13 protein-coding genes and 2 riboswitches are annotated in these 14939 nt (G+C 66.2%); of the genes, 9 read left to right on the forward strand and 4 right to left on the reverse strand.

Going from position 1 to position 14939, the window contains the following annotated elements:
* The coding region (locus Q0632_RS02185; protein WP_298923910.1) for a Tar ligand binding domain-containing protein at nt 1–815 on the reverse strand (815 nt) is incomplete at its 3' end.
* Between the two features lie 222 nt (nt 816–1037).
* On the opposite strand from Q0632_RS02185, the gene Q0632_RS02190 reads away from it, so the two are divergent.
* Nucleotides 1038–1616 carry a peroxidase-related enzyme gene (locus tag Q0632_RS02190; protein WP_298923912.1) on the forward strand — a complete coding sequence of 193 codons (579 nt, stop codon included), beginning with the start codon at nt 1038–1040 and terminating at the stop codon, nt 1614–1616.
* A 178-nt stretch (nt 1617–1794) separates the two neighbouring features.
* Complete coding sequence (locus Q0632_RS02195; RefSeq protein WP_298923914.1) at nt 1795–3312, forward strand: methyl-accepting chemotaxis protein; 1518 nt, start codon at nt 1795–1797, stop codon at nt 3310–3312.
* Between the two features lie 17 nt (nt 3313–3329).
* Here the strand turns inward: Q0632_RS02195 and Q0632_RS02200 are convergent, their stop codons facing one another.
* From Q0632_RS02200 to Q0632_RS02210, 3 genes are read right to left on the reverse strand one after another with little or no spacing between them, the layout of a single operon-like run.
* The gene (locus tag Q0632_RS02200) at nt 3330–3749 is read right to left on the reverse strand and encodes a thioesterase family protein (protein ID WP_298923916.1); all 420 of its coding nucleotides are present in this window, start codon (nt 3747–3749) and stop codon (nt 3330–3332) included.
* The gene (locus tag Q0632_RS02205; RefSeq protein WP_298923918.1) at nt 3746–4636 is read right to left on the reverse strand and encodes a DMT family transporter; all 891 of its coding nucleotides are present in this window, start codon (nt 4634–4636) and stop codon (nt 3746–3748) included. Before Q0632_RS02205 ends, Q0632_RS02200 begins: the two co-directional genes overlap by 4 nt.
* Nucleotides 4637–4647: 11 nt before the next feature.
* Nucleotides 4648–5430 (reverse strand): SDR family oxidoreductase, encoded by a 783-nt coding sequence (locus Q0632_RS02210; protein WP_298923920.1) that lies wholly within the window; start codon nt 5428–5430, stop codon nt 4648–4650.
* Between the two features lie 126 nt (nt 5431–5556).
* Here Q0632_RS02210 and Q0632_RS02215 point away from each other — a divergent pair, with 126 nt between their 5' ends.
* The 7 genes from Q0632_RS02215 to gcvP all read left to right on the forward strand — a co-directional run bounded on the left by Q0632_RS02215 (nt 5557) and on the right by gcvP (nt 14938).
* Nucleotides 5557–7254, forward strand: coding sequence for an electron transfer flavoprotein-ubiquinone oxidoreductase (locus Q0632_RS02215; RefSeq protein ID WP_298923922.1), 1698 nt, complete (start codon nt 5557–5559; stop codon nt 7252–7254).
* A gap of 137 nt (nt 7255–7391) precedes the next feature.
* Nucleotides 7392–8366, forward strand: a complete 975-nt coding sequence (locus tag Q0632_RS02220; protein WP_298923924.1) for a TRAP transporter substrate-binding protein — start codon at nt 7392–7394, stop codon at nt 8364–8366.
* 50 nt (nt 8367–8416) lie between these two features.
* On the forward strand, nt 8417–8929 hold the full coding sequence (locus tag Q0632_RS02225) for a TRAP transporter small permease (protein WP_298923926.1): 513 nt from the start codon (nt 8417–8419) through the stop codon (nt 8927–8929).
* A complete protein-coding gene (locus Q0632_RS02230) occupies nt 8926–10218 on the forward strand; it encodes a TRAP transporter large permease (protein WP_298923927.1) in 1293 nt (430 codons plus the stop codon). Before Q0632_RS02225 ends, Q0632_RS02230 begins: the two co-directional genes overlap by 4 nt.
* A gap of 10 nt (nt 10219–10228) precedes the next feature.
* Nucleotides 10229–10319: riboswitch (glycine riboswitch) on the forward strand.
* Nucleotides 10320–10332: 13 nt separating this feature from the next.
* A riboswitch (glycine riboswitch) is annotated at nt 10333–10447 on the forward strand.
* 14 nt (nt 10448–10461) lie between these two features.
* On the forward strand, nt 10462–11622 hold the full coding sequence (gene gcvT, locus Q0632_RS02235) for a glycine cleavage system aminomethyltransferase GcvT (RefSeq protein WP_298924411.1): 1161 nt from the start codon (nt 10462–10464) through the stop codon (nt 11620–11622).
* Nucleotides 11623–11658: 36 nt separating this feature from the next.
* The gene (gene gcvH / locus Q0632_RS02240; RefSeq protein ID WP_298923928.1) at nt 11659–12033 is read left to right on the forward strand and encodes a glycine cleavage system protein GcvH; all 375 of its coding nucleotides are present in this window, start codon (nt 11659–11661) and stop codon (nt 12031–12033) included.
* Between the two features lie 16 nt (nt 12034–12049).
* Nucleotides 12050–14938: an aminomethyl-transferring glycine dehydrogenase gene (gene gcvP, locus Q0632_RS02245; RefSeq protein WP_298923929.1), complete on the forward strand. Its 2889-nt coding sequence runs from the start codon at nt 12050–12052 to the stop codon at nt 14936–14938.
* Nucleotide 14939: the final 1 nt, after the last annotated feature.

Below are 14939 nucleotides of genomic sequence, written 5' to 3' on the forward strand. Positions count from 1 at the left end.
ATGGAGTCGCTGCCCTGGCGCACGGTGGTGACCACCTTGACCAGGCTTTCATTCATGGCCTTGAGCGCGCTCAGCAATTGACCGGTCTCGTCCTTGCTGTGCACTTCGATGCGGGACGTCAGATCGCCCTGCGCCACCGTCTGCGCAATGCGCACTGCCTCAGAAATCGGACGCGTGATGGAGCGGATGACCCACAGGCCGACCAGGACGGCGAGCAGCAAGCCCACCACGATGGAGCCAATGGCCACGGCCCGGATCGTTGCATAGCGCGCCACCGCGCCGTCGTACTCCTGCTTGGCCACATCCACCTGCAACTGCACGATCGCGTCAAGGTGCTTGGCCAAGGGCGTAAACAGCGGCTGCAAGGCACTGGTAATCAGGCGGCCCACTTCCTTCTGGTCATGGGCGCGCAACGCCTTCTGCACCGGGTGCAAGCCCTCGGCGACGAAGCGCTCGAGCGCCTGGCTCACGTCCTTGGCGATGCGCTCTTCTTCCACCGTCAGCTGGGTGGCCATGTAGGTTTTCCACATCTTGCTGCCGTCGGCAATGTCTTTCTCGATGGCCTCGCCAAAGCGAGCGCCGGCTTCCGGCGTTGCCGCGCTCATCCCGGCATAGGCGGCGACCTGGCTGCCCTGCACGGCGCGGCGGACGGAGCCGATCTGGCCCAGGGCCACGGTGCGGTCTTCGTAGACGGTCTGCAATGCGTCGCGGGTCGCGCCCAGGCCCTGCAAGCCAACGCCGCCGACCAGGATCAGAAGCAGGGACATCAGGCCCAGCAGCAGGGACAGGCGGGTACCAATTTTGAGATTCTTCATGTTTCTTTTTGCTGCGGGGCAGCGTTCTAATTGGGGAAGAAAACCGGCGGCCCCGCAACGCGGCGAAGTCGACCAGCGTGGTGCCCAAAACCAGACGTCGTCTCGATGAAGGGCAGAACGATTCTTGTTTGGACGCTGAACCGGCCAAAGCGCGAGAAGGCGGGGGAACGCCATTCATTTGCGCTTTCACCACACGCATAATTTGCGTCCAAGGAGACCGCCATGCCCACCAGCCGCTATCCCGCCCCCGAACTCAAGGACCTGCCCGAAGACATCCGCGCCAAGGTGCTGGAAGTGCAGGACAAGGCCGGCTTCGTGCCCAACGTCTTCCTGGCGCTGGCACGCCGGCCGGCCGAATGGCGGGCCTTCTTCGCCTACCACGACGCCTTGATGCTCAAGGAGGATGGGTCTCTGACCAAGGGCGAGCGCGAGATGATCGTCACCGCCACCAGCGCCGCCAACAACTGCCTGTACTGCGTGGTGGCGCACGGCGCCATCTTGCGCATCCACGAGAAGAAACCCCTGGTGGCCGACCAGGTGGCCGTCAATTGGCGCAAGGCCGACATCACGCCGCGCCAGAGCGCCATGCTGGCGTTCGCGATGAAGGTCTGCCAGCACAGCGACGAGGTCGGCGAGGAGGACTTCCCGCCCCTGCATGCCCATGGCTTCTCGGACGAGGACATCTGGGACATCGCCGCCATCACGGCCTTCTTCGGCCTGTCCAACCGCATGGCCAGCTTTTCCAACATGCTGCCCAACCCGGAGTTCTATCTGATGGGCCGGGTACCCAGGCAGAAATAGGACGAAGGAGCGGCGCGCAATCGAGCTGCCGGGAACGGCGACACCACCACCTCAAGATTCCTTCCCGCCGGCCGATAACTGGACCAGTGCCGCCACAAGGCGCGCCTTGTCATGGCCGTACGCTTGCTTGTTCTCGTCGTCCGGCCGCTTTCTTGAGCCTGCCCCCACGGTGAATCCCATGAAACTGCGAACTCGCGTCCTGCTCCTTTGTATGGTTGCCCTGCTGGGCATGGTGGTGCTGGCCGCGGTGTCGCTGTCCACCCTGCGGCAATCGATGATGAAGGACCGCACCGCCCAGTTGTCCACGCTGGTCGTTCTGGCGCATTCGGCGCTGGAAAAGCTGCATGCGCAGGAAAAGGCCGGCGAACTCTCGCAGGCCGACGCGCAGAAGGAGGCCAAGCGCATCATCGGCAGCTTCCGCAAGGACGAGCAATATTTCTTCGTGCGCGGCTTCACCAATGACGTGAACTACGTGCACCCGAATCCCAAGCGCATCGGCATCGTCGACGAAAAGGGCGGCAAGGAAGCCGGCGTGCGCTACCGCGCCGCGCTGCAGGGCAAGACCATCGGCACGGTGATCGCCCCCGGCACCCGCCCCGGCACCAAGAACGAGGTCGAGAAGCTGTATGCGGTGATCAAGTTCGAGCCCTGGGACTGGACCATCGGTTTCGGCGACTACATCGACGACATCGACACGGCCTTCTGGCGCAGCGCGATCATCCTGCTGTCGATCGGCGGCGTCCTGATGCTGATCGTCGGCGGCCTGGGTTGGAGCCTGGCGCGCAATCTGTACCGCCAGCTGGGCGGCGAGCCGGCCTATGCCTCGGACATCGTGCGCCGCATCGGCGCCGGCGATCTGTCGGTGAGCGTGAACCTGCGCCCGGGTGACGAGGCCAGCCTGCTGGCCGCAATGCACCAGATGCAGCAAAACCTGGCCGGCACCGTCAAGCAGATCCGCGAATCGACCGACACGATCGCCACCGCCTCCGGCGAGATCGCCTCCGGCAATCAGGACCTGTCCTCGCGCACCGAGGCCCAGGCCAGCGCACTGGAGCAGACCGCGGCCTCGATGGAGGAGCTGACCACCACCGTCAAGCAGAACGCCGACAATGCCCGCCAGGCCAACCAGCTCGCGCTGTCGGCCTCCTCGATCGCCGTGCAGGGCGGCGACGTGGTCAGCCAGGTGGTGGACACCATGGCCTCGATCAGCGGCTCGTCCAAGAAGATCGTCGACATCATCTCGGTGATCGACGGCATCGCCTTCCAGACCAACATCCTGGCCCTCAACGCTGCTGTGGAAGCAGCGCGCGCCGGCGAGCAAGGCCGTGGCTTTGCGGTTGTGGCCAGCGAAGTGCGCAGCCTGGCGCAGCGCTCGGCAGCGGCAGCCAGGGAGATCAAGGGCCTGATCGACGACTCGGTCGGCAAGGTCGATACCGGCAGCGCCCTGGTGAGCCAGGCCGGCGCAACGATGGAGCAGATCGTCGGCAGCGTCAAGCGCGTGACTGACATCGTTGGCGAGATCACCCTGGCCAGCCAGGAGCAGACCGCCGGCATCGAGCAGATCCACCAGGCGATCACCCAGATGGACCAGGCCACGCAGCAGAACGCCGCGCTGGTGGAAGAGGCCTCGGCCGCAGCCACCTCGCTGCAGCAGCAATCGCAGCATCTGGTGGCGGCCGTGCGCATCTTCAGCTGAGGCCTGGCGCCCGGCGTCTAGGCAAGCAGGGCGCGCACCCAGTCCGGCAGGGGCAGCGACTTTTGCGCCGGGAAGTCGACCCACACCGTGGTCGCGCCGCCGCTGGCGTAGATGGTGCCAAGCTGGTCGGTGCGCTCCATCGTGGCCCAGCTCTCGAAGCTGCTGCGGCCCGGGTCGCTGACGTACATCTTGACCAGGATGTCGCCGGGAAACTCGAACTGGCGGTGGAAGGTGCAAAAGGCGTTGATGATGACCAGGCCCTCGCCGCGCGGGTCCAGCGCAATGCCAATGGAGCGCAGCCATTCCAGCCGGGCGATCTCCAGGTAGCGGAAATAGATGGTGTTGTTGACATGGCCCATGGCGTCCATGTCGCCCCAGCGGATGGGGATGACCATCTCGTAGACAAACTTCTTTTTCTCGGGGATGTCGATCTTCATCGGTGTGCCTTGATGGATGCCAGGATGCCCAGGGTGAACAGCACGCAGGCGGCCGATTGGGCCAGGCTGGGCCAGCGGCCGTCCCAGGCAAAAGAATAGAGCAACGCGAACAAGGTTTCGCTGACGATCAGCTGGCCGCACAGGCTGGCCGACAGGCGCCGGCTGGCAATGTTCCACAGGAGGGTTGCCAGCCAGGCCGAGCCAAAGCCTGTCGCTATGCAAATGATAGCAAACCGCGGCCATTCCGAGCGGGAGAACAGCTCTTTTGCCTCTGATCCGGCGGCCAACCAGAGGGCCAGCGCGCCCAGGCCTGTGGCCACGCCCAGCCAGTTGGCCCAGTCGGTGGCGCGCACCTCGGGGTGGCGCTTGAGCCAGGTCGAATTGAGGATGGCAAAGGCGGTCCAGCAGGCCATGGCCGCCACCGCCAGCGCGATGCCGCGCCAGTAGCTGGCGTCCGCTGCGGTCTGCAGCCCGCCGTGCGGGGCCCCCATCATCAGCGCCAGGCCGGCCAGCGTCAGCACCAGGCCGGGCGCCAGCGCCGCCCAGCGCAGGTGGCCTGGCTTGCCCAGCAGCATGACCCACAGCGGGATGGTGCCGATGATGAGCGTGGGCACCTCGGTGCCAGCATCGCGGATGGCCAATACCAGCAGCAGATAGTAGCCGCCAAAGCCCAGCAGGCTCATGCCCAAGGCGGCGCCGGCTTGCTGCCATGTCGGCAGGCGGCGCGGCCGCAACAACAGCAAGAGCACGCCGGCCACCGCGCCATAGGCGGCAAAGCGGCCGGCGCTCAGGTCGACCGAGGAATAAGCCGCCACCATGCGCGGCGCCACGAAGACCAGTCCCCACAGGGCGCCAGCCGCCAGGCCGGCCAGGATGCCCGTCAACACGGATCTGCTTTTTACAAAGCGAAGCCGTCGTCGGCAGCGATGATGGCGCCGTTGATGAAGTGGCTCTGGCTGCTGGCCAGCAGCACCACCAGCGCGTCCAGGTCTTCGGGCTGGCCGACGCGCTTGCGCGGCAGCATCTGCATCAGCCTCTGGCCCTGCTCGGTCTGCCAGTGGTGGTGGTTGATCTCGGTGTCGATGTAGCCCGGGCAAATGGCGTTGGTGTTGATCTCGAAGCGGCCCCATTCCAGCGCCATGGCCTTGGTCATGTGGACCACGGCCGCCTTGCTCATGCAATAGGCGCCGATCTGCGGCAGCACCTTCAGGCCGGCCATCGAGGCGATGTTGATGATGCGCCCGCCGGTGTAGGTGCCCGGCGCCGCGCCGCGCGCGCGCGCCAGCATGCGCTTGCCCACTTCCTGCGCCACGAAAAAGGCGCCCTTGACGTTGGTGTCGAAGATGAAGTCGTAGTCGTCCTCGCCCACGTCTTGCAGGCGCTGGGTGGTCGAGACGCCGGAGTTGTTGACCAGGATGTCGATCGAGCCGACTTCGGTCTCGGCATGGGCGACGGCCGACTTGATGCTGTCCAGGTTGGTCACGTCCAGCTGCGTCACATGGGCATCGCCGCCCTCGGCCTCGATCTGCGCGCGCAGCTCCTTGAGGCGCTCGACCCGCCGACTGGCCAGCACGACGGCGGCGCCGGCGCGGGACAGGGCCCGGGCGAACTGCGCGCCCAGGCCGCTGGAGGCGCCAGTCACAAAGGCGACGCGGCCGGATAAATCGATGCTGTACGCCACAGGAGTCTCCTGACTAAAAATAAGAACGACCGTTCGGTTACCACCGTCTGCCACTCTAAAATGCCTGGGCCCGGCGGCAGCCACCGCCCACCCGCGAGTGCAAACAATTATCAGCGAGAGAGCTCCATGACCCACGAAGAAATACTGGCGCAGTTCGGACCGCGCGAAGCAATGGAATACGACGTGGTGGTGGTCGGCGGCGGCCCCGGCGGCCTGGCCACGGCCATCCACCTCAAGCAGCTGGCGGCCGCGCATGGCAAGGAGGTGTCGGTGGTGGTGCTGGAGAAGGGCTCCGAGCCCGGCGCCCACATCCTGTCGGGCGCCATCATGGACCCGCGCGCCCTGAGCGAGCTGTTCCCCGACTGGAAGGAACGCGGCGCGCCGCTGAACCAGCCGGTGACCGACGACGCCATGGTGTTCCTGGGCGAGAACTCGGCGTTCCGCACGCCCAATATCTTCCTGCCCGCGTGCTTCGAGAACCACGGCAACTACATCGTCAGCCTGGGCAACGTGACCCGCTGGCTGGCCCAGCAGGCCGAAGCCCTGGGCGTGGAGATCTTCCCGGGCTTTCCGGCGGCCGAAGTCCTGTACAACGCCGACGGCTCGGTCAAGGGCGTGGCCACCGGCAACATGGGCGTGGGCAAGGACGGCGAGCCCACCGACAGCTTCCAGCTGGGCATGGAACTGCATGCCAAGTACACCATCTTCGCCGAGGGCTCGCGCGGCCATCTGGGCAAGCAGTTGATCGGCCGCTTCAAGCTGGACGCCGGCAAGGATCCGCAGACCTACGGCCTGGGCGTCAAGGAAGTGTGGGAGATCGACCCCAAGCGTCACACGCCGGGCTTCGTCATGCACACCGCCGGCTGGCCCATGGACAACAGCACTTACGGCGGCGCCTTTCTGTACCACATGGAAGGCAACAAGGTGGTGCTGGGCTTCATCACCGGCCTGGACTACAGCAACCCCTACCTGAGCCCCTTCGAGGAATTCCAGCGCTGGAAGACGCACGCCAACATCCGCTGGTACCTCGAAGGCGACACCGAGCAGGGCATCAATCCCGGCAAGCGCCTGGAATACGGCGCGCGCGCCATCACCGCCGGCGGCCTGATGAGCCTGCCCAAGCTGGTCTTCCCCGGCGGCGCCCTGGTCGGCTGCGATGCGGGTTTTCTCAACGTCAGCCGCATCAAGGGCAGCCATGCCGCCATCAAGACCGGCATGCTGGCCGCGCAGGCAGCCTACGACGCCATCACCGCCGGTCGCCAGCACGACGAACTGGACGCCTACCCCAAGGCCTTCGAAAAGAGCTGGCTGCACGAGGAGCTGAGCAAATCGCGCAACTTCAAGGCCTGGTTCAAGAAGGGCCTGCTGGTGGCCACGCTGATGAACGGCATCGAGCAATGGCTGCTGCGCGGCCGCATGCCCTGGACGCTGCGCCGCGACAAGCCCGACCACGCCGCCCTGAAGCCGGCATCGCAGTGCAAGCCCATCGTCTACCCCAAGCCCGACGGCAAACTGACCTTCGATCGGCTCTCATCGGTGTTCATCTCCAACACCAACCACGCCGAGGAGCAACCGGCCCATCTGACACTCAAGGATGCGTCGGTGCCGGTCAACGTCAATCTGGCGCGCTTTGCCGGTCCCGAGGCCCGCTACTGCCCGGCCGGCGTGTACGAGTTCGTCAAGAACCCGGACAACACCGACCGCCTGCAGATCAACGCGCAGAACTGCGTGCATTGCAAGACCTGCGACATCAAGGATCCCACCCAGAACATCGTCTGGGTCACGCCCGAAGGCGGCGGCGGGCCCAACTACACCAACATGTAGGCGGCGCGGCAGGGGTCCGCGAAAACCCGTAGTCGGGGGCCCGTCCGGCCGGGCCATAATCGGGAAAAGTTGTATGACAACTTTGGCGAACGTGGCCCCAATGGCCATGCGCAACCCTTCCCCTCCAGGAGACAAACTTGAAGCTTTCCCAACTCACTCTCGCCGCGGGCCTGGCCCTGGGCCTCGCCGCAGCCGCACAAGCCCAGACCACGGTGCTCAAGATCGGCTACGCCACGACCAAGGAATCGCACTACGGCGTGGGCTCCACGGTGTTCTGCGATGAGATCGAGAAGGGCACGGCCGGCCGCTACAAGTGCCAGCAGTTCCCCAGTTCCGCCCTGGGTGGTGAGCGCGAGCAGATCGAAGCCGTGCAACTGGGCACGCAGGACCTGACCAACACCTCGACCGGCCCGGTCGGCAACTTCGTGCCGGAAGTCAAGATCGTCGACATCCCCTTCCTGTTCCGTGACTACGACCACGCGCGCAAGGTGATGGACGGCCCGATCGGCCAGGACATCCTGGCCAAATTCCCCAGCAAGGGCATCATCGCCCTGGCCTGGACGGAAAACGGCTTCCGTCACATGACCAACAGCAAGCGCGACATCGTCAAGCCGTCCGACGCTGCCGGCCTGAAGATGCGCACCATGGAAAACAAGGTGCACATGGACGGCTACCGCACCTTCGGCATCCTGCCCACGCCCATGGCCTTCCCGGAACTGTTCGGTGCCCTGCAGCAAGGCACGGTCGACGGCCAGGAAAACCCCATCCCCGTGATCCTGGCCTCCAAGTTCTCGCAGGTGCAAAAGCACCTGTCGCTGACCGGCCACGTGTACTCGCCCGCCCTGCTGCTGCTGTCGCCCAAGGTCTGGAACAAGCTGTCGGACGCCGACAAGAAGGTCTTCAGCGACGCGGCCAAGAAGGCCGGTGCGGCCCAGCGCAAGAAGGTCAACGACGACGAGAACAGCGGCATCGCCCAGCTCGAGAAGGACGGCATGAAGGTCACCAAGACCGTCGACGGCGCGGCCTTCCGTGAAGCGCTCAAGCCCGCCTACGCCGGCTACGCCAAGGAATTCGGCGCCGACAACATCAAGAAGATCCAGGACGTCAAGTAAGCTCCGGCGACGACCCAACACACCGCCCGGCGACCCCGGGCGGTTTTTTCATGAAGACCTTCGAACGCTATTTCCTCGCCGCCAACCGCTGGGCCCTGATCGGCCTGCTGGCGGCCATGGCCGTCATTATTTTCACCAACGTGGCGCTGCGCTACCTCACCAGCCACTCCATCGAATGGGCCGAGGAAGTCTCGCGCCACATGATGATCTGGCTGACCTTCCTGGGCGCCGGGCCCGTGCTGCGCTACGGCGGCCACATCGCGGTGGAGAACCTGCAGGACGCGCTGCCGCGCCAGGCCGCCATCGCCCTGCGCGCCTTCATCGCCGTCTGCCTGTTTGCCTTCTTCGGCTTCATGATCTGGTACGGCTGGCTCTACATGCAGCGCACCATGTTCCAGCTGACGGCCGCCACCCAGATCCCCTTTGCCTATGTCTATTCCGCCATGCCGGTGGGCGGGTTGCTGCTGATCGTGCACTGGAGCCTCATCGTGCGCAGCTACGTGCTGCGCCGCGAGTTCGCCTCTGACGCTCACTTCGACGCCACCGCGAGTGCCTCCCTATGAACGCCAGCCTGCTTCTGCTTCTCGGTTCCTGCTTCTTCCTGGCCATCGGCGTGCCGGTGGCCTTTGCCCTGGGCCTGGCCACCGTCGTCACCCTGATCCTGGCCGAGAGCTATCCGCTGTTCGTGCTGCTCAAGGAAACCTTCACCGGCGTCGACAGCTTCCCGCTGATGGCCGTGCCCTTCTTCATCCTGGCCGCCGAGCTGATGAGCGGCGGCTCGCTGACCGAGGTGCTGCTCAAGTTCGCCGGCCAGTTCGTCGGCCACAAGCGTGGCGGCCTGGGCTACACCAACGTGGTGTCACTGACCTTCTTCTCCGGCATCTCGGGCTCGGCCCTGGCCGACGCGGCCGGTCCCGGCTCGATGCTGATCAAGATGATGGACAAGGCCGGCTACGGCCGCGCCTACGCGGCGGCACTGACGGCATCGACCGCCATCGTCGGTCCCATCATCCCGCCCTCGATCATCATGATCATCTACGCGCTGCAGGAGGACAACGTCACCGTCGGTGGCCTGTTCGTTGCGGGCATCGTGCCGGGCATCCTGATCGCTGTGGCCATGTGCGCCGTCAATTTCTGGGTTTCCAAGAAGCGCAACTACCGCGGCGAGGGCCAGATGCCGCCCTGGCCCGAGGTCTGGCGCACCACCTGGAAGGCCATCCCCGCCCTGCTGCTGCCGGTGATCATCCTGGGCGGCATGCGCGCCGGCTGGTTCACGCCCACCGAGGCCTCGGTGGTGGCGGTGTTCTATGCCCTGGTTTGCGGCAAATTCATCTACCGCACGCTGGAATGGAAGGCCCTGCCCGACATCCTGGCGCGATCGGCCCTGCTGACCGCCTCGGTGCTGATCATCATCGGCCTGTCGGCCTCGTTCGCCTGGATCCTGACCATCGAGGCCGTGCCGCAGACCATGGCCGAGTGGATCGTCAGCATGAACCTGTCGCCGTGGATGTTCCTCATCTTCGTCAACATCTTCCTGCTGCTGTTCGGCATATTCATCGAGCCCCTGCCCGGCGTGATGGTGCTCGCGCCCATCCTCGGGCCGGTGGCCATGAAACTGGGCATCGACCCGATCCACTTCGCCATGATCGTGATCTACAACCTGACGCTGGGCATGATCACGCCACCGGTGGGCGGGCTGCTGTTCGTCACCTCCAACGTCTCGCGCGTGCCCATGGGGCCGCTGGTGCGCGAGCTCATGCCCTTCCTGTGGGCCCATGGCGTGGTGCTGGTGCTGCTGACCTTCGTGCCGGCCCTGAGCACCTGGGCGCCGCACGCGCTGGGATTCAAATAGCGCGGCTATACTCGCCGCGTCAGGAGAGAGTTCCTTCGCGGAACCACCGAAGGCGCAGGCCCCCAGCCGAACGCTCAGGTACCCAGGACTGACAAGGCGCTTCCATCGCGGGGCGTTCACCTTGCTGGAGAGAGGCCTGCCGCCCCCGTGGCGCAGCAGTCCCACCGAAGGAGCAACCCCCGTTTCGCACGGGGCGAATCTCTCAGGTAAAGCGGACAGCAGGGGCCGCCCATGGTCTGTACCATGGTTTCGTTCGCCCCTGGAGAGTCACGCGTGCCAGCCACCCCATCCAGCCTTTTGCAAACCCCGCTGCATGCCCTGCATGTGGAGCTCGGCGCCCGCATGGTGCCCTTCGCCGGCTATTCCATGCCAGTGCAATACCCGGCCGGCCTGATGGCCGAGCACCAGCAGACTCGCAGCGCCGCCGGCCTGTTCGACGTCTCGCACATGGGCCAGCTGCGCTTGGCGGGGCCCGATGCTGCCGCCGCGTTCGAGTCGCTGATGCCGGTCGACGTGATCGACCTGGCCGTGGGCAAGCAGCGCTACGGCCTGCTGCTGAGCGACGAGGGCGGGATCATCGACGACCTGATGTTCGTGCGCAGGGAAGAAGACATCTTCGTGATCGTCAATGGCGCCTGCAAGGTGAGTGACATTGCCCACATCCAGTCGCGCATAGGCACACGCTGCGAAGTCATCCCCATGCCGGAGCGCGGCTTGCTGGCCCTGCAGGGACCGCAGGCGGTGACGGCGCTGTCGCGGCTGCTGACCGGGGTGGAGAAGCTGGTTTTCATGACCGGCGGCGCCTTCACCTGGGAAGGCACGGATCTGTACATCACGCGCAGCGGCTACACCGGCGAGGACGGCTTCGAGATTTCGGTGGCCGATACCCACGCGCAGCTGCTGGCCCGCACCCTGCTGGCCCAGCCCGAAGTCAAACCCATCGGCCTGGGCGCGCGCAATTCGCTGCGGCTGGAAGCTGGGCTGTGCCTGTACGGCAACGACATCGACACGACCACCACGCCGGTGGAGGCGGCCCTCACCTGGGCCATCCAGAAGGTGCGGCGCAGCGGCGGCGCGCGCGCCGGCGGCTTTCCCGGCGCCGCCAAGGTGCTGGCCCAACTCGATGGCACAGTGCCTTTGGCGCGCAAGCGCGTCGGCCTGGTGGCGCTGGAGCGCATTCCGGTGCGCGAGCCGGCCCAGTTGCAGGACCTGGAGGGCCGGCCCATCGGCGCCGTCACCAGCGGCCTGCTGGGCCCGACCGTGGACACGCCAGTGGCCATGGGCTATGTGGGCGCGGCTTTTGCATCGCCGGGCACACGCCTCAATGCCATCGTGCGGGGCAAGAGTGTGCCCATGGAGGTGCGCGCCATGCCCTTCGTGCCGGCGCGCTACCACCGCGGCTGAAAAAATTGGAATCTGACCCCCATTAGGAGAAGCACCATGACCATGAAGTACACGCAGGACCATGAATGGGTCCAACTCGAGGACCACGAAGCAGCCGTGGTCGGCATCACCCTGCATGCGCAGGACGCGCTGGGTGACGTGGTCTTCGTCGACCTGCCCGAGGTCGGCAAGAGCTACGCCAAGGGTGAGGTCGCCGGCGTGGTGGAGTCGGTCAAGGCCGCCGCCGATGTCTACATGCCGATCGCCGGCGAAGTGACGGAGGTGAACGAAGCCCTGCGCGCCGACCCCTCGCTGGCCAACAGCGACCCGCTGGGCAATGGCTGGTTCTTCAAGATTCTGATCAAGGACATGGCGCAGTTCGATGTGCTGATGGACGAGCCCGACTACGCCAGGTTCGCCAAGGACAACTGATTCCACCGGAGCCACCATGCTGATGCAGTCCGCCCGCCCGCTCACCGAGCTTGAAAACCCCGCCGAATTCATCCCGCGCCACATCGGCATCGATGAGGCCGGTGAGCGCCACATGCTGTCGGTGGTCGGCGAGGCCTCGCGCCGCGCCCTGATCGACAGCATCGTGCCCCGCTCCATCGCCCGCAGCAGCGCGATGGAGTTGCCGCCGCCGGTGACGGAAGCGGCGGCGCTGGCCGAGCTCAAGGCCATGGCCTCGCGCAACCAGGTGCTGCGCAGCTTCATCGGCCAGGGCTACCACGGCACCCACACGCCGGGCGTGATCCTGCGCAACGTGCTGGAAAACCCCGCCTGGTACACCGCCTACACGCCCTACCAGGCCGAGATCAGCCAAGGCCGCATGGAAGCCTTGCTGAACTTCCAGACCATGGTCTGCGACCTGACAGCCATGCCGATCGCCAACGCGTCGATGCTGGACGAAGCCACGGCCGCCGCCGAGGCCATGACCCTGGCCCGACGCAGCGTCAAGAGCAAGAGCAACGTCTTCGTGGTCGCCGGCGACTGCCATCCGCAAACCATCGAGGTGATCCAGACCCGCGCCCGGCCGCTGGGCATCGAGGTGGTGCTGGCCAATTCCGGCCCCGAGTGGGACAAGTTGCTGGCCGGCGAGTACTTCGCCGCGCTGGCCCAGTACCCATCGACCAGCGGCCGCATCGACGACCTGCGCGCCGACGTCGACAAGGTGCATGGCAAGCAGGCCGCCTTCATCGTCGCGGCCGACCTGCTGGCGCTGACGCTGATCGTGCCCCCCGGCGAGTTCGGCGCCGACATCGTCGTGGGCACGACCCAGCGCTTTGGCATGCCCATGGGCGCGGGCGGCCCGCATGCCGCCTACATGGCCTGCCGTGACGAATACAAGCGCTCGCTGCCGGGTCGCCTGGTGGGCGTCAGCGTCGACAGCCACGGCAATCCGGCCTACCGGCTGGCGCTGCAGACCCGCGAGCAGCACATCCGGCGCGAGAAAGCCACGTCCAACATCTGCACCGCCCAGGTGCTGCCGGCGGTGGTGGCCAGCATGTATGCGGTCTACCACGGGCCGCAGGGCTTGAAGCGCATCGCCCAGCGGGTGGCCAGCTACACCGCCATCCTGGCCCGCGGCCTGGCCCAGCTGGGCCACGCGCCGCGCGGCGACAGCGCTTTCGACACGCTCTCGCTGCACACCCGGGATGCTACCAATTCGATAGCGAAACGCGCAGTATCCGCGGGGGCCAACCTGCGGATTTACTTCAAAGACTACCTGTGCATCACGCTCGACGAGACGAGCACGCGCGAGGACATCGTGCTGTTGTGGAAGCTCTTCGCCAAGGACGGCCAGGCCCTGCCCTCGTTCGACGCCTTCGAAAAAGGCATCGAGCCGCTGATCCCGCCGGCGCTGCGCCGCACCACGCCCTACCTCACGCATCCGGTGTTCAACAGCCACCACAGCGAGACCGGCATGCTGCGCTACATCCGCGCCCTGTCGGACAAGGATCTGGCACTGGACCGCAGCATGATCCCGCTGGGAAGCTGCACCATGAAGCTCAACGCCACCAGCGAGATGATCCCCATCACCTGGCCGGAGTTCGCCAACGTCCATCCCTTCGCGCCGGCCGACCAGTTGCAAGGCTATGCCCAGCTCGATGCGCAGCTGCGCGAGTGGCTGTGCCAGGCCACGGGCTATGCCGGCATCAGCCTGCAGCCCAATGCCGGCTCGCAAGGCGAATACGCCGGCCTGCTGGCCATCAAGGCCTTCCACGAGAGCCGCGGCGACAGCCAGCGCAAGGTCTGCCTGATTCCCTCCTCGGCCCACGGCACCAATCCGGCCAGTGCCCAGATGGCGGGCATGCAGGTGGTGGTGACGGCCTGCGATGCCAGTGGCAATGTGGACCTGGCCGACCTGCAGGCGAAGTGCGAGGCGCACAGCGCCAACCTCGCCTGCGTGATGATCACCTACCCCAGCACGCACGGCGTGTTCGAGACCCAGGTCAAGGCGCTGTGCGCCCTGGTGCACAGCCATGGCGGCCGTGTCTACGTCGACGGCGCCAACATGAACGCCTTGGTCGGCGTGGCCGCGCCGGGCGAGTTCGGCGGTGACGTCAGCCACCTGAACCTGCACAAGACCTTCTGCATCCCGCACGGTGGCGGCGGCCCCGGCGTCGGCCCGGTCTGCGTGGTCGAAGATCTCGTCCCCTTCCTGCCGGGCCACGCGACCGGCGGGGTTGCCGGAGGTGTCGGCGCCGTGAGCGCCGCGCCCCTGGGCAATGCAGCCGTGCTGCCGATCAGCTGGATGTACTGCCGCATGATGGGCGCGGCGGGCCTGCAGCAGGCCACCGAGGCCGCCATCCTCAGCGCCAACTACATCAGCACCCGGCTCAAGGACCACTACCCCACGCTGTACGCCAGCGAAAACGGCCACGTCGCCCACGAATGCATCCTGGACCTGCGGCCCATCAAGGAGGCCTGCGGCGTGACCGCCGAAGACGTGGCCAAGCGCCTGATCGACTACGGCTTCCACGCGCCCACGCTGAGCTTCCCCGTCGCCGGCACGCTGATGGTGGAGCCCACCGAGAGCGAGACGCTGGAGGAGATCGACCGCTTCATCGACGCGATGCTGGCGATCCGCGAGGAAATCCGCCGCATCGAGCGAGGCGAGTGGCCGCAGGACGATAACCCGCTCAAGCACGCGCCGCACACGGCCGCCAGCCTGCTGGGCGCGCACTGGGAGCATGCCTATCCGCGCGGCACCGGTGCGGCTGTTCTCGATGAGCGCCGCCACGCCAAGTACTGGCCGCCGGTGGGCCGGGTGGACAACGTCTACGGCGACCGCAACCTGTTTTGCAGCTGCGTGCCGGTCTCGGCCTACGAATAGG

Source organism: uncultured Ramlibacter sp. (assembly GCF_936925435.1).
Lineage (GTDB): Bacteria > Pseudomonadota > Gammaproteobacteria > Burkholderiales > Burkholderiaceae_C > Ramlibacter.